Raw genomic sequence first — 21,433 nt, 5'->3', positions numbered from 1 at the left:
CTGATTTTATGCTTTGTGTTTATTATGATGAAATCATAATATGTATGGGTTACACAAAAGGAATACAGTTTTATCATGTCTTTTGATAGAAAAAAGCTGAGTAGTTACTTTTTTTCTATCAAAAAATGTACACTCATTATGAAAAAAAGACGAAATCTGTTCTATGTCCCTTTTGAAACTATGTATGTGTGGATTCATATGTTATAATGAGAAAAATTTCGTTTCGTTTGACGAAATCCCTAGAAAGTATCGTGGAAATCCCCTAACAAATAAGTTAGGGGATTTTTTTGTGAAGAGGCGCAAAGTTATTTATATATATAATCAATATAGAGCGTTGACAGAATATGAAAAGGAGCGCATATTCTGAGTCAGCAATTTCATAACAATGGGAATAAAATAGAGGAGAGATGCCCCCCCCCTTTTTTTTGTAAAGAAGTCACCGTTTCAAAATGTATACGTTTTGAAACGGGGCTTTCTTTACCGCTTTTACACTTCATAATAATAACAAAATGAATTTTGAAACATGTCATGTGCATGGTACAGAATATGACATGAAAATATGATACATTTATCCTATAACATCTCAAATTCTAGCATACAGGTTCAAAGATAGATAGGAGGAATTTATATGAGGAGATTTTTTTATATAAGAGTTAGTAGTAAAGGTCAATCGATAGAAAGACAGTTGGCAGCGGCATCAGAACTTGAAATTAGTGAAGAATATATATGTATAGATAGAGCAAGTGGAAAAGACTTTAAGCGCCCTGAATATCAACTGATGAAACGTATGCTGAGAAAGGGCGATATTTTATATATACAATCATTAGATCGATTAGGTAGAAATAAGCAAATGATTTTAGCTGAATGGCAAGAATTGAGTCAAGAAAAACAAATTGATATCGTTGTCTTAGATATGCCCCTTCTCAACACAATGAGATATAAAGATTTGAATGGAATTGAAAACCTTATTTCAGACTTAATTTTACAATTATTAAGTTATATGGCTGAAGATGAACGAAAAAGAACACGGGAACAGCAAAAAAAAGGAATTGAAGTGGCTATGCAAAAAGGTATTACATTTGGTAGAAAGAAAATTGAAATTGATCATACATTTATATCCGTATATCAAGAATGGAAACAGCACAAGATTACGGCAGTAGAAGCGATGAAACGAGTAGGAATGAAAAATAATACATTTTATAGAAGAGTAAAAGAATACGAAGCTAGTCTGTAATAAACTTTCTTATTCTAGTTTTTCGTGGTTTAGTGGAGATAAGGGTACAGTTTTTAACATTTTAATTTTGAAAGAATGAAACGGTTTGTACGTGAGTTTACTTGTATAATACTGAAAATTAAGACAATTTATATTTTATCATCTGAAAAATCATGCAAAGAATATTTGTGGTTTGCAAATAGGTACAATCATTCTTTCAGAAAAACGGATATCTGTATGCATTTATTTTTGAATATGTATGATTTTTGTAACACCCTCAATGGATTGCTTTGCATGTATGTATAAAGTGTTCATTTTTAATCAGTTATAAAAGAGGAAAAACGACATCCTTTAAAAAAAATATATATAAACCTGTACGAAGGAGTGATGCCGTTGAAACATTTTAAAGGAATTTTAGACAAAGGAGCGATACCTATCGGTCAATCCGATAAATTAGGAAAACCTTTACGTCAATTTGATAAAATACAATACGAAAATGAGATGTATCTCATTATTTGGCATCCCATCTATAACGAATTTGTCGGTTCTCATGAAACAGGAAATTGGATTTCTTATACTGATTTACATAAATCTATTTGGATAAAAAATTTAAAAGAATCTTTTATGACTACAAGATAAAAAGGCTCTAACAACTTAGTTAGTTAAGTCCCGTTTAAGAATGTAAAATAGCCTAACATATCATGCAGCTTTTAAAAAAATGCATGGGTAAGACAACAGGATTACATATTTGAATCTCAAACATATGTGAAAGATTCAATCGTGACATATATAGAACAGAGAGATACCCCTATTTTATTCGTTTAGGGGTATCTTATTTTCAGTAGTATAATAGAGATAGTACTACACTTTTATTTTTCTGTTTTTAAGGGACCTCCGAAGTTTTCTAACAGAGAAGTTGCTTCTTCTAATTTAAATTGCAATAACATTTCTTTTTTAATGACTGTTTTGAGTGTATCCGTTACACTTTCATTGACTGCTAATAATTGATCAACAGAAAGGCTCCCAGCGGTGAAACCTGCTACAACCGCTTGGATTTTTTCTCCTTCGGCATTGATGACATGAGCCAATCCAAGTTCTTCCAAACCAATAGAAGCTAAAATAATAGCTACAGCTTGTTCAACTGTAATATCCAGACCCTCTGGAATCGTAGGCATACTCATACATATCACTTCCTATTCTCAACTTACTTATGAGCAGTGTATGATACATCGCCTCAATGGTGCGTAAAATGAAAAAAATATGAAATGTTATGAGGGATAAAAAAGAGATGAACACACAATAGATAGTGATTTTATCCGTATCAATGGGGCTGTTCCAACTCGTAAAGTTTGCTTTCCAACATTTAAATGAAGTAATGGAGCATTACTCAAAGGCATCACTTTGGATAGGAATAAAGTAATATTCTCTCATATCCACACAATAATATATTTTTTAATCAGAATAAACAGTAAAAAGAATTCACTTTTGTTTTTGGGTGTGAGGCAAAAGGCTGGGGTGAAGCGAAGCAAGGGGCTAGCCCCTCCTCGTGTCATAAAAATGACGTATAAGCATCTATTCATGAACAGGAGATTGAAGCGGTTCGGCAGGTACAATGGATAGTCTAAGTCGTGCGACCTCAATCTATGTTTTTGGTCTGTTCGGCTTGGCGACACACCATCACCTGCCGAATTTCAGTATACAATGGAGGAGAGGTGGAGATTTTTTGAATGATCTTCTCAAAAAATACGACCGGTCCATTGTATACTGAAAAGCTTGTACAGGAAGAACAGCTCGTATTTTCCTAGAAAATAAAATACGCCCCATACATGAGGCGTATTTAAGAAACCGTTTTCGAAATGTTGTCGTACTTAGTGTAACATATGTTTTTGATATGGATATGTGAGAAATAAAAATAATGAAAAAAGATGAACCTGGAGGGGAACAAAATAGTTATCACATCTAGGAATAACCAAAAGGTCTCCGAAACCGGTGTTTTGTATCGTGTTTTCCATTTGAATAGATTCAGTTAAAGGATGCTGTGTTGATGGAAAGAGACATCTGTTTATAAATGGAAAAAATAAAACATGACTCGTGGGATGCGAGTCATGTTCAGGAGATAACGAAATGATACGTCTAGTATACTATTTTCATTTTAGTTGGGAAATCAATGAAAATCGGAATGATTTTACAAATATTGAGGGGATATACAAAAAAATGTTTTTCTCTCTAGAGAAACATTCCAAGCGATTATTTGGATACACAGGTGATATCATTTGAGAAAAATAGATAGCATGCAAATACATATTTCGCAATACGTGTTCATACAAACATGGAGAAGAACAAACATGTAATCCTTACATGAATAAGGAATGTCACGAAGGAAATATTTCACTTCTGTTCCTATTCTCTATCTACCTATACCGTTTGAAGTAATTGTATGCAATCTAATCGTTGTAACTGTCAATATCGTTGGTTACAACGACGCTCCCATCTACATTCACGAACCCAACGACAGTTAGGAGGATACGGTCGAGGACGGTGATACAGTTGTTGTTGATCATAAGTAGGGTTTGATTCATATACTTGTTGTCTAGCGTTTACATTTGATCCAGGTTGATAAACCAATGGAATCTCTCCTTTTATCCAAAATGGAAATGTTTATATTGTTCGTCACAAAAGTATGATATGCGGAAAGAACCATTCGATATAAGCAGATGCCTAAAAAACAAGCCTGTTTTTAGGTGTTTGCACTAGACAAGGGTTTAGGTGGAATCATTTAAGGTATTAGTTCTACATGTGATGTAGAAAAGACTTCCTCTCTCCTTGAAAAAGTTTTCTTTTTTTGATCAAATAGAAAAAACGGTTGACCAGATAGATTTCTCTCTGTAAGAGAAGAAAATAGATTCTCACCTACCAGAAACATACGAGCCATCACTTCATTTTAAAAGATAGGTAGAAACAGACCATAATCCAAAGCATGTCCTACAAAAAAAAGAAAGGCGAGGATCATGGTCCATCTTCTATTTGAAAAAGGGGGCTCAGATTCTCATCTCGAGAGTAATTGCGTTTTCCAATCCCCCGATCTTATCCCTTGCCTGTTGTTTCAAACTAAAGCGTTTGCGTCAATTCTGAATGTAAAACTCTTTGTGCAGAAATAATCGTCCCCACACTTCTTCCATAAACAGAATAGATGCCGCCATTTTGATTCGGAACAATTTCAACCTCATATTGGGCTGCTTGTCCTAAGTTAGGGTGAACCAAGCTTAGCGTGATAAAATCAGAAGCATTTGCCGGTACAGCAAAAGAAACTTGTTGAATTAATAGTCTTGTCCCATTCAAACGAAAAGACCGAACAATCCCAGTGAGTGGACTTCCGGTGCGATTCAGAATTTTGACTCTCGCATTATTTGCATTCGCCGGTTGATTGCCCTGATTTTCAATCGGTCCAGTAGTAAAAGGCATGTCACATACACCTCCTATTCAACGAAAAAATAAATCCCTCATGCAGAAAAAACATCAGTCATAAATCAGATTCCTATTTCTCAATAGAAAAGGAATGAAAGCGAGGATTTGAAATCCTACAATCGCGAGTCAAAAATGGTACACATTTTTTCCAAAACTTGATAACAGAACCATTGTTACTAGCAAAAATTTGTTCCACCTATCTGATAATGCCCTTTCAAAGGACCGGATGCAGAAATGGCAAGTTTCGTTGTATCACATAATCCTATATTAAACAAGTAAGGAACGCGAGTAATCACATAAGGAAATGTGTCTGTACTACCATCTTGCCTTGTGGCCTTAAAGGTAACGGTAGAACCTAATTCTGCGACTTCGAGGGATAATATGACGTGTATACCTGTTGCAGTACCATCTGTTTCGTATAAAGGATAATCAATCAATGTCTCACCTGCCGGAAGATTAAAATCGATTCTCGGCCCGAGTGGATTCGTTCCTTCTCTCACACGAAAGTGAAATTTCTTCATAGCAAACACCTACCTTCCTATCGTATATTCCATATATTATATGCCACCCATGCACATATGGTATAGGTACCAATGGAAAGAGCACGTCCTTTTATAAATCCCGTTCTAACCTATTGCTGACCACATATAATTATTTTGTATGTTTTTTCATGAAAATAGAGAGAAAAGAACAAAAAAAGAATGATTTCGACAAAGGGAGAAGCAAACGAATCGGGAATAGTACAGAATGAGGAAATGATTACCGTACATATGATATTCTATTATCTTGAAACCAGTCCTGATTTTTCATTTTTTCTTATTTTAAATCTGTGTGTATGGCAAACAAGAACATGGAATGCTGTAGATAAAACTAATCCGTTCTTCTTTTTATGAGAAGGCAAGAGAAAGATAGGAGGATTGTTGATGAATCAAAATTATTATAACAATGAATATGAATTCATGAATAGTGGTGACGTGTATCAGCAGCCAAGATATCCTTATGCGCAGGCACCAGGATCTGAAGTGCAAAATATGAATTATAAAGATTGGATGGATAGGTGTGCACGAGGGGAATCCGGAGATGTATTTTCTACAGCTGCCCTTAAAGGGGCGATTGTTACGTCTTCAGGTATTGCGTGGGCTCTTCTTGGGCTTATTCCAGGTGCAGGTCCTATACTATCCGCAGTTGCAGGCGTAATAAATGTAGCCGTTCCATATATATGGCCAGACCAGGAAAGCGATACGCCCCCTAGTCAAGCAACACAATATAAGTGGAGCGAACTAATGAATGCTGCTCAGGAACTTACTGACACAGCAATTGAGACAGAAGTGAAAAATAGGGTTCTTCAAGAATTAGTAGGGCTTCAAAGGACTACAAAATTATATCAAGATGCTGCTTGCGATTGGAGCCAAAGCCCAGATGATCCAGAACTTAAAGAAACTGTTAGAACACAGTTCCTTGCTTCAAATACGATATATTATGATAGAATGCCTATTTTTCAACAACAAGGTTTTCAAGCAGAATTATTATCTTCATTTACTGAAGCCGCTAATTTGCATTTACTTTTGTTAAGAGACGCGGTTAAATATGGGTTAGCGTGGGGGCTAGACCAGGTAACAGTTAATCGATATTATCGATACCTAAAAGAAAATACAGCAAGTTACACAGCATATTGTATTTCGACATTTAACAACGAATTAGCGAGACTAAGTACAGGAACTCAGGGAGCTGCTTCATGGAATAATTATAATAAGTATCGTACGGGTATGACAATTATGTCATTAGATATTGTAGCATTATGGCCAACATTTGATCCAATTTTATATCCACTACCAGTCTATTCACAACTTACACGTGAAGTATACACACAGGCATGTGGAAGGTTGGACGATAGCCCTTCGATGCAGACGATTGAATCTGGGTTAGTTAGGCCGCCGCATCTGTTTACCTGGTTGAGAAGCTTTATATTCGGAGTCGATACGACATCGGATAGTCGGTCTACGTTCCTTACTCGTTATAAATTAGGTTTTAGCTATATTTCTTCTAAAGGTTTCATAAATGGAGAACCAGGAGAAGCTGAATTGATGGAAACCTCATGGATTGGACCTAGACCTGGAAATACCACCAATCAGGGAACTCCTGATTGGGCCAATATATATAATACACATGTGAATCCAGGTTTCACTAATAATTCTTTTTCTCCTGAAAATTTAAACACACTTACTTTTCGGGGGCGCCATGAGGTCTCGCACTTGGGCTTTTATTCTTTGATTGGTGGTCAGTCGGAGTATGGTGGGCGTTACACAAGTCAGGTAGGATTCCCTTGTATTAATCCTACCCAATGTGACACTTCAAGATCTTGTTTGGATACATGTAAACCTAGCAGTACACCAAATATAGGTAGTGTTTGTGAGGATGTAATATTATATAGTGAACGGTTGTCATGGCTGGCCGCATTCAGAAGTGAACGACTATTTGGCACTAATGCTCTTGATACTATTATCTATGCATGGACACACGCTAGTGCGAAAGCATATAACATTATAGATAAAAATTACGTTAGTCAAATTCCAGTGGTGAAGGCATCTGGTGGTAGCGGATATAGCGTAATCAAGGGGCCAGGTAGTACAGGAGGAGATCTCGTTAGCTTGGCACCGAATGCTCGAATTGAGGTGCCGCTGTCCCCGCAATTCGAAATGTTCCCAATAGAAACTAAACCTTGTCGTATGAGAATGCGTTATGCATGTAAATTACAAACGAGGGTAAAAATTGGTATCTTTAGAAATGACGAGTGGGTAGTACAGGAGGAGGATATCGTTGTACCATCTACCCCATATTCTGGTGAACAAGCTGCGTTAACTTATAATGCATTTGGATATGTAAATCTTACATCCTTTAATCTTACATTCCCAAGTAATGAACTAATATATATTGAGAGAATAGATTCAAATGATGCAGATCCTCTCATCATCGACAAAATCGAATTCATTCCAATTGAGGGTTCTGTTGAAGTTTTTGAAGCGAAAGAAGATTTAGCAAAAGCGTGGAAGGCAGTGAACGCCTTGTTTACAAATGATGGGAAGCATACACTACAGTTGAATATCACGGATTATCAGATTGATCAGGCCGCAAGATTGGTAGAGTATATGTCTGATAAGATGTATCCAAAAGAAAAAATGTGCTTACTCGATCATGTGAAATGTGCGAAACAACTGAGTCGCGCTCGTAATTTATTATACTACGGTGATTTTGAATCTTCTGATTGGTCTGGTGAGAATGGCTGGAACACAAGCACTCATGTGTCCGTGGCATCCGACAATCCAATCTTTAAAGGACGCTGTCTGAAGCTACCTGGTGCCAATCAGCCGCAATTTAGTGACCAGATATTCCCGACATATGCGTATCAAAAGATCGACGAATCGCGATTAAAACCGTATACACGCTATAGGGTTCGCGGATCTATTGGGAACAGTAAAGGGTTAGAAGTATTCGCCACACGATATGAGAAAGAAGTACACAAACACATGAACGTACCAAATGATATAAAACCAACGAACCCATGTACGGGAGAATATCCATTGGAACAAGGTTCCTATCCTGTGGTGATAAACCAAGTTATCCCGCAAAACATGTCCTGTGGTCCATGTGAAGATGGCTCACAGATGATGATGCAACAAACAAGTATGGTATGTGCAGATCCACATGAATGGGAGTGTCACATTGATACAGGTGAGCTTGATATCAATCAGAATCTGGGCATATGGGTTGGCTTTAAAATTGGAACGACAGATGGCCTAGCGACACTAGATAATATAGAGGTAATCGAAGAAGGTCCGTTAACGGGAGAAGCATTAACTCGTATGAAAAAACGAGAATACAAATGGAAACAAAAGTGGAACGAGAAATACATGAAAATCGAAAAGGCTGTGCAAGTCGCACAACGTGCGATTCAAGGCTTATTCACACATGCAGATCAAAGCCAATTGCAAGCCTCCGTCACATTACAGCATATTATAGACGCGGAGAAATGGGTACAAAACATTCCGTATGTGTATCATCCATTCTTAGTCGGAGCTTTACCAACCGTACCAGGAGAAGCCTATGATATCTTCCAACAACTGTCCGGTGCCGTTGCGAAAGCACGGGTGTTATATGAACAACGTAACGTGCTAAGAAATGGAGACTTCAATGCAGGACTATCGAACTGGCAGGGAACTGAGGGGACGCAGGTACAACAGATAGGGAATACATCTGTGCTCGTCATCTCAGATTGGAGTACAAACGTTTCCCAACAAGTATGTGTCCATCCTGAACATGGCTATGTGTTACGTGTCACAGCGAAAAAAGAAGGTTCAGGGGAAGGCTATGTGAAAATCAGTGATGGTACGGAAGAAAATACAGAAACACTGAAATTTATAGCGGGAGAAAGTGCAACAAGTTTGGTACCACCGATGACGCCGTCTCGTGAATCCTATTATGAGCAAGATATGACGAACTATCCAGCAGAACCAAGAGGACAACAGACATATGCAACTGGTAATCCTATGAATTACCAATCAGAGAGTTTTGGAATCAATCCGTACGGTGATGAGGATATGATGAACGATCCAGCACCTTATGCGGGAACAGATTGTGGATGTGGCTGCAGTAAAAAGGAATCGATGAGTTATCCACCTAACAACTATGAAATGAATGCCTATGCAGGTAACACAAGCGGGGCTAATCCTACCGGATCAAGTTGTGGATGTGGTTGCCATAGAAAAGTATACACAAGTGAAGATAACATGACTACGTACGTTTCTGAATCTCTGTCTGGTTATATCACGAAAACCGTTGAAATCTTCCCAGAAACGAATCGTGTCTGCATTGAAATCGGAGAAACAGCGGGAACATTCCTAGTGGAAAGTATTGAATTGATTCGAATGGGTTGCGAATGATCGAATAAGTAGCAGGCTCCCTGAAGTAGTAGGGAGCCTGTTTTTTTATGATATACATGTTAAAATCATTTTGATGTACCGAGATACGGATTCCTTCTATGGATAGTTCTTACAATTAGTAGCGTTCACATTCTCTTGGAAGATCACAAGGAAGAGAGCCAAGGGTAATCACGTTAATCTTATCAACTACAAGATGCGCCAGTCCTGGGAAACAGTCAAAATCAGATAAAATCACGAGTCCATGTTGGAATCCTTGGAATGTAGCCGCAACAGGCGGTTGACAGTCATATTGTATGACAATACATGTACCTGGGCTTAATCTTCTTAAAAAGCGTAAAATGCCATTTGTATAGTAACCTGCATTACAATCTTGATAATTTTCATTCTCGATAGGTCTTTGTTCATATTGACAATGATTGTGTGCCATTTTTATCAGGCCTCCTTTTGTTTACAGTGTACCTTATGTATGGAGGAACAATTGGGTGTATGTACCGTAAAAAATCTGGTGTAAAAAAGAAAAAAATATAGATTTCTCACGTTAAGATCTTTTCATCTAATCATGAAGTGCTGATCGTAGCCTTTCAGGTGAGCGAATAAGAGAACGAACAAACCATTTGTTTTTAGATTACACAATGAGGCAAGGGGAAAAACCTGCTTTATCTAATTAGCAGGTAAAGGTTGGCGGAGTGTGTTGCGAACTTCTCCAGAGTGAGCTGAATTCCAGAGAAGTTTTGGGGAGGGAGCGGACTAGTGGCACATTTGAAGGAGAGACAGTTCGAATAAGGTATGATTTTAATAGCTTCCCTGTACTTGTCGTTTTTCTTTACGCTATCGAGGAGTATTTGAAATATGGAAAGAACGTGGCATATCGATTCATCCAACGACCATTATGCGTTAGGTCCATCCATATAAATCTAAGTCAAATTAACGAATTTACCTTCATTTGAAGAAAACCACTGACTCGTGGCGTACTGATGAAACCTATATTAAAGTGAAAGAAAAATAGATGTATTTGTATCACGCTGTGGATGCCGAAGAAATCCCGATTGATTTTTATGTGAGGAGAAATAGAAAAGTGAAATCTGTATGAGTTGAATTAAAAGATTACAATCGAATGCATAATCGATCGATCACTTTTTCAGGTGTGCGATTTAATTCCTGAATAAAAGCCTGTACATTTTTTTGAATTTCATAAATCGATGAATAAAAAACATTATGAATGATGTCTGATTTGAGCCATTTCCATACCCCTTCAATTAAATTTAAATCGGGACTGTAGGGAGGTAAAAACACTAATTCTAAGCGATGACAGTGTTTCCTTAAAAGTGGTTGGATGAGCTTCGCATGATGAATACGCGCATTATCTAGAATAAGAGCTATTTTCCCGTTGGGATACAGTTCAAGTACATGCTGAAGAAAACGAAGAAATGCTTCGGCATCATACCGCTCCTCTTCTACACAAACTAACTCACCGGTTTCATAATTAAGTGTACCAATAAGTTTAACACCTTGGTGTTTCCCATAAGTAGGAATACTGCGTTGTTTTCCTTTTAAAAACCATGTATGCTGCAGTGCTTGGTAATCGCGGATCATGGACTCATCTTGAAACAGAAGATGGTCAATCTCCTCGTTTAAAAGTTTTTTTATAGGCGGGGAAGGTAACTTCCCTAAACTCTTGTTGTTTCACCGGGTCTGCTTTCGCTAATGTATACGTCGGTTTTGTGTAACTAAGCCCTAAATCATGTAAAAGTCGAGACACCCCGCGAAGTGTGTAACTTACGTTCCATTCTCTTTTAATGAAAGAAGCGATAATGGATAAAGTCCAATTATGTTTAGCTGGAAATCCAACATCAACGGGTAGATGAGATGCAATCACTTGAACTAACTCCTGTTCTTGTTCAGGGGCTAATTTACGTGGTGCTCCTGTTGATTGTCCCATGAGTAAGCCATGCAATCCTTTTTCTTTGTAAGCATTCACATAATTATAGATTGTTTTTTCAGAACGACCAATCATGTTCATTATTTCTTTTATAGAAAAGCCTTGTACATAGAAATAGATCGTTTGATAACGTTCATACATTCGTTTCGTTTTAGTCGTTTTCATTGCTACAAGTAGGCTTTCTTTTTCGTTTTGGTGTACATGTGTCATTTTGCTCCGCTCCATTTGTCAATATATGTTACTTATTATATTTCGACAAACAGTAGCTGTAACCTTTTAATTCAACTTATATAGATTAAATGAAATATTTAAACACTTAAAGAAGGGATTTATATAAGATAAATCCCTTTAAGGAGATAATAAGAGAGGTAGGGTACATTATATGTGTAGATTTTCAATTAGGTTTGTACACTTTTAATACATTTTTTTATTTTATGTAAAAGGTGCCAAGAAATACTTTGTAGTTTTATTTCTTGGCATGGGTATTTATTTGGGTCATTTGGATGCCGACCTTACAATAGTATATGTCCGCTATATGAAATGGTTTGTTATTTATGTTCAGTTAAGTATAATTTAGAATAGAAAAACACCTATTTTTTAATAGGTGTTTTTCTTGCAAATTGGCTTATAAATTAAGGGAAAGCTTTTTCTTTTAATTAAAACTTATTAATCTTCTCTATGATCATGTTTATGTTCTTCATGTTCTTTACAATGTCTGCGACGTTTACAACAGAAACGATCACAATCAGGTGAATTTATAGAGACTACGTTAATTTTATTAATTGCAATACGTGCTAATCCCGGGAAACAATCAAAGTCAGATAAAATGATTACGTTGTTTCCTTGAAAACCTTGGAATGTTGCACTTGTAGGTGGTTGACGATCATATTGAATAACAATACAAGTACCAGGAGTTAATGTGTGTAAGAATTGTAATAACTCTGGATTGTTATTCATTTCTCTTCTATTGTCTTCTCTTTCTTCTTTTCTGTGATGATCTCTCCGATCATCACATCTATCGAAATCACAACCTCCACCAAAACCAAAACCCATAAAAATTACCCCCTTTCGTTCGTTAGTACATCTTATGCTCGTCTAGAAAGGATGGTGTGAGTATAGGAGTCTAGTTAAGTGTGGATTTTTTATGTAAATATGAAAATGGTTTAATAATATTATTTTTGGTTCTGGTGCGAAAAATCTATAAAACTTGGACATACTGATACTATTACTCTAAAAAGGTGTGTAATTGGTATGGAACGAATTGAAGTTGCTGAAGAAATAATTGAGGATATGAGGGAGTGTTTTTTGAGCGGAACATCCTTAAGGTGTGAAGCTAATGATTTTAATATCGTATCTTAGCTGATAGAAGAAGTGACGCGTAAATCCGAGTAAAAACTTCATTTGACACAACAAAGTAGCCAGCTTGATTAGCTAACCACTTGTTGTACAAAAGAAAATTAGGCCCTACAAGTTAGATTTTGTAACTTTAAAGTCACAGTTATAGTATAAACCGGATTGGAAATGTTATTCGGAAGGGAATATAACAAAAATATCATTTTGTAGAGATTATATACACATAAAAAGAGCGCTTATATAGCGCTCTTTAAAAGGTAGGCTTCAGATTACACCTGCCCATATGTAATCTGCAGGCATGTGTAGCATATGTAAACTTGAATTGAATTGTGCACATAAATTAACAATACAGGAGTAGAGTAAAAGTGTTTATGAACGGTGGGACAGAGTACAAATCCAATAGGAATTCCGAGCAATTAATAGGTCTTATTTAAATATATGGGAAATAATTGAAAACAAGCTGGCTCGTATCAATGATGTAATGATTAGGTCTACTAATATTTCTTCGCTAAAATTTATATCAACGCATACATCACCAATTAAATTTTATATCTTGTTCGTATAAAAAATTGTCTATAACAGGTTCTTATTCTTTGTTATATTGAAACTACACAATCAACGTATTTAAAACCTTTTTAGGCATAACAAGAATTAATGGTCATACAATGATATAGAAAGATGTATCCAACATATAAATTATCTCTGGCACTCTGAAAAGACACCTCATTAAGGTGTCTTTTTACTTTTCACCTTTCAAGAAGAATAAGCATACTAAAGTATAGGACGAGCTTAACCGCTCCTATTCCATTTGTTGTACAAAAGAAAATTAGGTCTTACAGGTTAGGTTGTGTAACTTTAAAGTCACAGTTATAGTATAGAAGACCGGATTGGAAATGTTATTTGGAAGAGAATATAATAAAAAATTCATTTTGTAGAGATTATTTACACATGAAAAAAAGCGCTTAGATAGCGCTTTTTAAAAAGTAGGTTTCAAACCACACGTCCAAATGTGAGTTGAATACATATACATGTGCATAAGTAGCATATGTAAATTTGAATTGAATTGTGCAAATAAATTAACAATACAGGAGTGGAGTAAAGTGTTTATGAAGGGTGGGAAAGAGTATAAATTTAAAATGAATTCCGAACGATTAAGGGGTCTTATTTTAACGAATTTACCGAAAGAATTCTCCTTCCTCAAGCGTGGGAAGGGCGATAGCCCAACGGTAGGTGGAGATGAATTTTGGTTTGGCATAGCCAAAAACCTTTGATAAACTAACTATATGAAGTTCTTTGATAACTTGATATATGAGGTTGCAGGAAGAAAATAGAGTGCGAAAACCAAGCCATTCGGTTCCTGCGTAAAATATCAACCGTACCAAGAGAGCATCCAAACGTTGGACATCTAGGGGTGGAACACCCCGAAGTAACGCTCAGGGAGACGAAAGGTTACTTTCGTCGTGGAACTGAGAAGCTCCCACTTCAAGCTTTGCTAAGTGGCGAGTAGTTCACTGAATGGAAAATAATCAAAAAACAAGCTAGTTCGTATCAATGATATAATGGTCACCCTTACTAATATTTTTTCGCTAAAATCTATATCAACGCAAACACCACCAATTAAATGTATATTTCGTTCATATAAAAAAGCATCCATAACGGGTGCTTTTTCTTTGTTGTATATAAATTATACAATTAATCTTAATATGAACGAAATTAGAATTCATCTTCCTTAATTAGATTGCCAGCATCGTTATCTTTCGTTAATCTTTGTTTTAGGTAGTTTTCTTTTGTTGTCCGGTCATTTTTATGACCTACTGCGGCCGCTATTACATGAGGTGCTAGTCCTTTGTAGTCGTATAAGTACTGCACATAAAAATGTCTAAAAAAGTGGGGAGTGATTCGTATATTCTCCGTAAAGGGTAACTTTGTATCCTTAATGATTTTAGAAATATATTGTGATAAATAATTTTCTTTATAAGCAGTATGATTCTTTGTTTGAAATATAGTCTCACCATTTTTATTTCCAATGTCCACAGGTAATCGTCTCCGGATTCGAAACGAAACAATCCGATTGAAAATCTCCTTATTAATAGAAACAATCCGTTCATTATCTCCCTTTGTATCAACTATTAAATAGTAACGTCCACGTATAGCGTCATACTCAAGATCTTCCCACTTTGCATGGGCCACTTCTGCAACACGTAATCCCGTAGTAGCTAGGACCGATAATAAAGCATAATTAATTTCATTATCCTTATAGTAATGAAGCAACTGTTTCACTTCCTCATAGGATAACTCTCGCTTTTGTTTTTGCTGTTTTCCTACTGTTGTACTTAATATCTCTACATGAAGAGGTTGCTGAATATATTGGATCTCATATAACCATCTTAAATAAGAACGTATAACTCCAAGCTTTCGACTAATTGTAGATACTTTATATTTTTCTTTTGATTGGTAAGAGATAGCCTCTCGTGACAACCACTTTTGGTAGTTACGGATATGCCGTTTTCTAAGATTCCTCCAAACTTGGCCAACTTCATAATCCTTTACATCTTGCTGCAGAAACTCTGTGCTTTGCTTAATAAAAAAATAAAATTGACTTAGATCACGAGCATATAGAGTCCTGGATGCATCCTTTATACGTTTTTCTTGGTCAAAATGTGTTTGCCGATTTAAATAGTAATACAATATTTCTTCATCTGAAAATCCCTCATATGTATAGGAATCCTCTCTTTCGTTATTTTCCTTTTTAAATTCAGCTTCATTTATATAATCTTGATTCCATATCGCAATTATGTTTGAGAAATTTTGTTTTTGTTTCTCTATATTTTCTAAATAAGTTTCACTATGAATTGTATTTAATTTAAAATTCATTGTTAATCAACTCCATATTAATTCCCTTTATATCTAATATTATAACTGAATTACATTAAAAGTTACTTACAAAGTAAGATTAAATTTTATAAAAATGAAACTAACGAATAAATATAGAAAATCTACCATTTTCTATGTTCATAATAAAATTCAATTTATAAATAGACCGAAAGAAGATTTAATTACTTATGAAAATTAATTTAATTAGTAAACGAAAAAAGAATTTATTTATCTATGTAAAAAAAATAAGCGTTGCCTATGATATAATAAATTCAATTATATATTTTTGAAATTAAAATTAAATTTAATCAATAAATTTATTAAATATAAATTAAATACATAAGGAGAAATAATATGGATGAAAATCAGCATCTCAATATGAATACAACAGAAGTAAGGGAGTTTTTGGAGATTAGTAATTTTATTGTGAATAAACTTGTAAAGAAAGGGCAATTAGTTCCAATTAACAAAGATACATGGCGATTAGATGGGAGTTTCCTTTTCAGAAGAGCGGATGTAGAAGCAATAAAAAAAGCAAGAGAACCTGAAGGTATTACTCTGTACCAGGCTAGTAAAAAATATGATGTAAGTACATATCAATTAGAAAGATGGCTAAAAGATGGGGAATTAACAGCCATTATACAAGAATACCGTAATCGTGAAACTAAATTCATACGAGAAGAAGAGTTACTTAAGCTTGTACATCGATTAGATCAGGCAAATGCACTTTATACATACTCTCAAAAGTATAATACCGTTTTATTCCATAGATACATGCAGGGGAATACGATAGCAAGGGTCATTTCTATTCCAAAGCGTGGAGATATTATGTTAATTGATGAGTTCGGAAATGAATTTACCTTAAAAGAAGCAAAAAAATTAGGATATGAACAAGCTTATGAGTTGACTGATAAACCTCGGAGCCATCATCAAAGATTTATTAAGTTCCGTTTACCTAAGTCTGATCAATTACGTAGTAGTACTTTCCAAAAAGTTGACTTAATACTCCAATATGTCTCACCAAGAAATATAAAGATTTCAGAAGAGGAAGGCTTTTGGTATTTAGATGTACGACAATCACTTATTGAATTGCCTATGGGTATGCAAATGGAGTGGATTGAGAGCCTCTCACCATATTTAATTGAAGGAAAATTAGTGAAGCGTGTTAATAATAGCGTCTATTTAGATAGCAGCAGTGTGACAAAACCAGTTACGATGTCCAGTAAAGAATATCAAGTACTTAATAAAATAGTCGAAGAAACACACAGCACTATTGATGAATTTATTGCGTCCGCTATTCGCGAAAAAATCAATTACTATCAAAATACACAATAAACGTATTTAACAGCCATTTCAGGTATAACGAGAATTGATAATCATATAATGATACAGAAAGGTCTTTTCCAGGTAGCTACCTCTTATACATCAAAAAGACACCTAATTGATATGATCCCCTTATAGTAGACAGTAAAAAGAAAGCACATTAATCTGTTTACTATGGAGGGGATTTTTCTATGGGCAAAATTAGAGTAACTTATGATATAGAATTTAAGAAAAAAGCAGTAGATTTATACTTGAAAGAAGGAATGGGATACAAAACGGTTGCTAAAGAATTAGGAATTGATCACTCGGTAGTAAGACGTTGGGTGAAACACTTTGAAGCTGAAGGTATCAAAGGACTAGAAGAAAAACGTGGTAAAACGAAAGGTCCAGGTATAGGTAGACCAAAAACCAATCCAGAAGATCCAGAAGCTAAAATGAAACGATTAGAAGCGGAGAATGAAATGTTAAAAAAGCTCTTAGGGATGTAAAAGGAGGAGTGGAATCTGTACCAAAAACGAAGAAGTTTGAAGCCATCAAAGGGCTATCAGAAAAAGGTTATGCAGTTACCATTCTATGTGATATCGCTGGAGTAACTAGAGGTGGGTACTACAAATGGATAAAGCGACAGTTGATGCCTTCTGAAAAACAATTGGAGGATACCGAAATAAAAAAGAAGGTATTGGAGTGTCATAAAAAACTTAAAGGGATTTATGGATACAGGAGAGTACAAGTTTGGCTGAAAGCTACTTATAACCTTCATTTTAATCACAAACGTATACAAAGGTTGATGGGTGAACTAGGTATCAAAGCCATTATTAGGAGAAAACGACCTTATTACGGGAAGAAAGAGGCTTACGTGATTTCAGATAACCATCTGAACAGGGATTTTCAAGCTTCCAAACCAAACGAAAAATGGGTAACAGATATTACCTATTTGATTTTCAATGGACAGAGATTGTACTTATCCGCTATTAAAGACCTATACAACAATGAAATTGTTGCCTATGAAATTAGCCGTAGAAATGACCTGAAACTAGTACTAGACACACTTAAAAAGGCAAGAAAAAAACGAAACGTGAAAGGGATTCTCCTGCATAGTGATCAGGGGTTCCAGTACACATCTCGTCAATATACTCAACTACTCAAAAAATATCAGATGAAGGCTAGTATGTCCAGAAAGGGGAACTGTTGGGACAATGCTTGTATAGAAAGCTTCTTCAGTCACTTTAAGTCAGAGTGTTTTCACCTATACTCTTTCCGCACAGCTGATGAGGTTAAGTTTGCTGTGCGCAAATATATATACTTTTATAATCACCACAGGTTCCAAAAGAAACTAAATAACCTGAGTCCATATAAATATAGAACTCAGGTTGCTTAATTGTGTTTTTTGAATACTGTCTACTTGACAGGGGTCACTCCAAATTAAGGTGTCTTTTTACTTTTCACCTTTCAAGAAGGATAAGCATATATTAAAGTATAGGACGAGCTTAACCGCTCCACCTTTATTCCGATTTTCAGTTAAAACTCCTTATCACATTAAGAGCATCTACAGCCTTGGATGCTCTCTTTTTATTGAACAAAATGGGTGGGTTTCTTCTACTATAAAATCAACGTTTGCAGCATACTTTTAATCAAACTTTATTCAACATCAACATCTATGAGTGATATACCTTATACGTTAATATATGCTTATTTTATTAGAGTCCCTTTATTTAAGTGAGATGAATGAATAAAAATTTTATTTAAACTGAGAACTAGGTACCCTAACAGCACCTAGTTTTGAAGAATACTATTACTAGTTTAATTTGATAATAGTTAATTCTATGGCGTTTATACCATTATCACAGGTTGAAATATTGTTATTTCCGATATTTGTAAGATGAAGTGTTGAATTGGCTGGAACTGACAAAATCAATTGACCAGTAAGTTGATTACAAGTTATACTCACTGAATTTTCGATTATAATACCAAAACTTCCCTGAGCATTCGGTATAGGATTATTATTTAAGAGTATAGAAATACCAGCCTCGTAAGGAAATGAAGAAATCAAACTCGAATCAATTGAGGCAATGAAATCCACTTGATAATCACCAGCTTGTGTGATGCTAATTGTGGTAGGGTTTAATAAAGAAACTCCCCCTGCAATTGGTCCAATCTGGTTAAAAGAAAAAAGCCCTCCAGCAGGAACTGTAATAAACTCCGATTGCCAAAAGTTACCATAAGTTGCTATTGGACCAATTTCGGGTATAGGTAAAGGGGGGAAGAAACATTCGCACGGAATATGAAAGTTCTTTTTAAATTTACTCATTTTTACACCATCCTTATTATACACACACTTACACTCTATAGCTTATGAATTAGCTAACACACAAGTATGGGGAAAAAGTCCTTAAAAATAAAAAGAAACAAAGGCCCTTATGTCACAAATATAAACCCATTCCAAAATATATAAGGAACATGGGTTCACTCCAAACAGCTTTCAATATATATATAAGGGGTCTGCTTCCTGAGTCAATACCGTTGAACCTGTTGGACCTATTGGTAAAGTGAATGACGAAAAATAGGTGGGAGTGTTGAACCAATTAAACTTGATCCAACAGCAGCTCCACGTAAAACAATATTTTCTTCATTCATAACTTCACCTCCTATGATTGCTCGTCATATAAGGTGAAGTTTGCGAAAAGCAAACCATGAAGCTGGAAAGCGATTATATAAAAGCACAAGAATCATTGAGGAAAATTAAAGAACGTATCGAAAGTGTGAAGCGAAGGAAAAGGAAAGTGCAAGAAGAATTGTACGATCATGGTGGTTGGATGATATACGATGGTGAATGGGTTGAAGTGGACAAGCAATAAAAGAGCAGCTAGCAAAAGCTAACTGCTCGTCTCTCGACCAAGAAAGCTAGAGTGGGAGAAATCGACTTTTTAAAGCCTTATCTACAGTGTTAGACAATGCTTAGAATTTTATTCACTTAAAACATAAAAAGAGCAGCTAGTAAAAGATAACTGCTCATCTCCAAGGGGGAACAAGGAGAAAATCTAATGTCATATACAGTATTGACGTAATATTGAGTTTTATTCAGAGGAGATTATATTCTTTAAATTAGATTATGATAGTCGATATTCTCCATATTGACCAGAAAAGAACTAAAAATTCTAGTGAAATTCCAAGTGTTCTTTTCCTGTTTTTTTGAAATTCTTGTATTAAATATCCAATAGCACTAATTGCTATAAGGATGAAAAGAGTGAGCTCTAGTGTATCTAGCATTTTACCTACTTCTAATCTTAAATTCAATTCATTATATAACGATTACAAGATATTTTGATGATTAGTGGTGAGAATTAAACAAAATAATCCTTTTAGAAGAAAGTGAGGTTACTAGTCTAAATGATTAAATTTACAATACTAACTGAACCTGTCGCACATGGCAGACCGAGAGCAACAACTATAAATTGACAAGTTCATATGTATAACCCCAAGAAATCTAGGGACTCCAAACGATAAGTTAGCGCAGTTGCAGTGAGATTGGCTCCTGAAAGCTTACTAGATAGATCATTAACTATGATTTCAAAAAATGTGAAGAATGTTCGAAAAGTTGGTTAAGCAGAAACTAGATCAGGTGGTTGAATAAGAATATTTAAGAAAAAGCATCCATAACGGGTGCTTTTTCTTTGTGATATTTAAATTATACAATGAGTGTATTTAAAACTGATTCTAAGTATAATGAGAATTGATAATCATACAATGATACAGAAAGGTTTTTCTAACATATAAATTACTCCTTATACCCCGAAAGGACACCTAATTAAGGTGTCTTTTTACTTTTCACCTTTCGAGAAGAATAAGCATATATTAAAGTGTAGGACGAGCTCAACCGCTTCTATTCTATTTTGATACTCAGTTAAAACTCCTAATCACATTAAGAGCATCCACTGCTATGGGTGCTCTTTTTTTATTGAACCAAATGGGCATTTAATGTTCTGCCAGTGCAGATATAAAAGTTGTAACGACCGTCGTTGTAGACGTGAACGTAACTGCGATTGTGATGAATGCCATCGTAGACGTACATGTTCATGACTGCAATCGTGATAACCGTAGAAATTGGTGAAATCCTTTGAAAGAGCGTGTTTCTTCACAGTACTCGTTTTTTTGTTCATGGATTTTCTGAACTTTTTATGTTCTAACAAAACAACCGACTCCAATTAACTAGTACAGCCACCAGCCAATTAACAAATGTTTGTACTAGTTTAGTAATGGTAAATAGGATTGGGAAAGATATATATAATAAGGCTTTGACATGAAAATAACTTCCATACATTCACATCGAAA

Annotated in this window: 17 protein-coding genes and 1 pseudogene; 9 read left to right on the top strand and 9 right to left on the bottom strand. The window is 35.4% G+C overall.

The genetic code is table 11. From position 1 onward, the window contains the following. Window positions 1-628 precede the first annotated feature (628 nt). The gene (locus tag ACP6L7_RS36105; protein ID WP_430529159.1) at window positions 629-1,234 is read left to right on the top strand and encodes a recombinase family protein; all 606 of its coding nucleotides are present in this window, start codon (window positions 629-631) and stop codon (window positions 1,232-1,234) included. Window positions 1,235-1,600: 366 nt separating this feature from the next. Beyond that, complete coding sequence (locus ACP6L7_RS36100) at window positions 1,601-1,852, top strand: hypothetical protein (RefSeq protein ID WP_430529839.1); 252 nt, start codon at window positions 1,601-1,603, stop codon at window positions 1,850-1,852. A gap of 230 nt (window positions 1,853-2,082) precedes the next feature. Here the strand turns inward: ACP6L7_RS36100 and ACP6L7_RS36095 are convergent, their stop codons facing one another. Next, window positions 2,083-2,394 (bottom strand): alpha-helical endospore appendage domain-containing protein, encoded by a 312-nt coding sequence (locus ACP6L7_RS36095; protein ID WP_430529838.1) that lies wholly within the window; start codon window positions 2,392-2,394, stop codon window positions 2,083-2,085. A 943-nt stretch (window positions 2,395-3,337) separates the two neighbouring features. Here ACP6L7_RS36095 and ACP6L7_RS36090 point away from each other — a divergent pair. Further along, entirely contained in the window at window positions 3,338-3,490 is a 153-nt protein-coding gene (locus ACP6L7_RS36090; RefSeq protein ID WP_430529837.1) for a hypothetical protein, read from the top strand. Between the two features lie 183 nt (window positions 3,491-3,673). On the opposite strand, the gene ACP6L7_RS36085 is transcribed toward ACP6L7_RS36090, so the two are convergent. The 3 genes from ACP6L7_RS36085 to ACP6L7_RS36075 all read right to left on the bottom strand — a co-directional run bounded on the left by ACP6L7_RS36085 (window position 3,674) and on the right by ACP6L7_RS36075 (window position 5,199). Beyond that, window positions 3,674-3,838, bottom strand: a complete 165-nt coding sequence (locus tag ACP6L7_RS36085) for a hypothetical protein (RefSeq protein WP_430529836.1) — start codon at window positions 3,836-3,838, stop codon at window positions 3,674-3,676. A 483-nt stretch (window positions 3,839-4,321) separates the two neighbouring features. Beyond that, window positions 4,322-4,675 carry an ATPase gene (locus ACP6L7_RS36080; RefSeq protein ID WP_430529835.1) on the bottom strand — a complete coding sequence of 118 codons (354 nt, stop codon included), beginning with the start codon at window positions 4,673-4,675 and terminating at the stop codon, window positions 4,322-4,324. Between the two features lie 179 nt (window positions 4,676-4,854). After that, window positions 4,855-5,199 (bottom strand): hypothetical protein, encoded by a 345-nt coding sequence (locus ACP6L7_RS36075; protein ID WP_430529834.1) that lies wholly within the window; start codon window positions 5,197-5,199, stop codon window positions 4,855-4,857. Between the two features lie 402 nt (window positions 5,200-5,601). Between ACP6L7_RS36075 and ACP6L7_RS36070 the strand changes: the two genes are divergently transcribed. Further along, a complete protein-coding gene (locus ACP6L7_RS36070; RefSeq protein WP_430529833.1) occupies window positions 5,602-9,615 on the top strand; it encodes an insecticidal delta-endotoxin Cry8Ea1 family protein in 4,014 nt (1,337 codons plus the stop codon). A 115-nt stretch (window positions 9,616-9,730) separates the two neighbouring features. Here ACP6L7_RS36070 and ACP6L7_RS36065 read toward each other — a convergent pair whose 3' ends face one another. From ACP6L7_RS36065 to ACP6L7_RS36050, 4 genes are all read right to left on the bottom strand, one after another. Further along, window positions 9,731-10,042, bottom strand: coding sequence for a hypothetical protein (locus ACP6L7_RS36065; protein ID WP_430529832.1), 312 nt, complete (start codon window positions 10,040-10,042; stop codon window positions 9,731-9,733). A 677-nt stretch (window positions 10,043-10,719) separates the two neighbouring features. Then, window positions 10,720-11,764, bottom strand: a protein-coding gene (locus ACP6L7_RS36060) for an IS630 family transposase (RefSeq protein WP_430529657.1) whose coding sequence is annotated in 2 segments (ribosomal slippage) — window positions 10,720-11,268 and window positions 11,270-11,764 — 1,044 coding nt in all. Because the reading frame shifts where the segments join, the coding sequence is not laid out codon by codon here. A gap of 456 nt (window positions 11,765-12,220) precedes the next feature. Further along, a complete protein-coding gene (locus ACP6L7_RS36055) occupies window positions 12,221-12,607 on the bottom strand; it encodes a hypothetical protein (RefSeq protein ID WP_430529899.1) in 387 nt (128 codons plus the stop codon). A 2,013-nt stretch (window positions 12,608-14,620) separates the two neighbouring features. Then, window positions 14,621-15,781, bottom strand: a complete 1,161-nt coding sequence (locus tag ACP6L7_RS36050; RefSeq protein WP_430529898.1) for a tyrosine-type recombinase/integrase — start codon at window positions 15,779-15,781, stop codon at window positions 14,621-14,623. A 354-nt stretch (window positions 15,782-16,135) separates the two neighbouring features. On the opposite strand from ACP6L7_RS36050, the gene ACP6L7_RS36045 reads away from it, so the two are divergent. From ACP6L7_RS36045 to ACP6L7_RS36035, 3 genes are all read left to right on the top strand, one after another. After that, complete coding sequence (locus ACP6L7_RS36045; protein ID WP_430529897.1) at window positions 16,136-17,116, top strand: DNA-binding protein; 981 nt, start codon at window positions 16,136-16,138, stop codon at window positions 17,114-17,116. A gap of 179 nt (window positions 17,117-17,295) precedes the next feature. Next, a complete protein-coding gene (locus ACP6L7_RS36040) occupies window positions 17,296-17,592 on the top strand; it encodes a transposase (protein ID WP_000516528.1) in 297 nt (98 codons plus the stop codon). A gap of 8 nt (window positions 17,593-17,600) precedes the next feature. Further along, window positions 17,601-18,482, top strand: a complete 882-nt coding sequence (locus ACP6L7_RS36035) for an IS3 family transposase (RefSeq protein WP_430528867.1) — start codon at window positions 17,601-17,603, stop codon at window positions 18,480-18,482. 417 nt (window positions 18,483-18,899) lie between these two features. Here the strand turns inward: ACP6L7_RS36035 and ACP6L7_RS36030 are convergent, their stop codons facing one another. Continuing rightward, window positions 18,900-19,412, bottom strand: coding sequence for an exosporium leader peptide-containing protein (locus tag ACP6L7_RS36030; protein WP_430529896.1), 513 nt, complete (start codon window positions 19,410-19,412; stop codon window positions 18,900-18,902). A 382-nt stretch (window positions 19,413-19,794) separates the two neighbouring features. Here ACP6L7_RS36030 and ACP6L7_RS36025 point away from each other — a divergent pair, with 382 nt between their 5' ends. After that, the gene (locus tag ACP6L7_RS36025) at window positions 19,795-19,959 is read left to right on the top strand and encodes a hypothetical protein (RefSeq protein ID WP_170961026.1); all 165 of its coding nucleotides are present in this window, start codon (window positions 19,795-19,797) and stop codon (window positions 19,957-19,959) included. 1,072 nt (window positions 19,960-21,031) lie between these two features. Further along, window positions 21,032-21,212 (top strand): annotated as a pseudogene (locus ACP6L7_RS36020) (hypothetical protein). Window positions 21,213-21,433 lie beyond the last annotated feature (221 nt).

The sequence above is a fragment of the Bacillus silvicola genome (genome assembly GCF_050524305.1).
Lineage (GTDB): Bacteria > Bacillota > Bacilli > Bacillales > Bacillaceae_G > Bacillus_A > Bacillus_A cereus_AT.
Note: the sequence above shows the minus strand (reverse complement) of the source record. Positions and strands in the feature narration are given on the sequence as shown.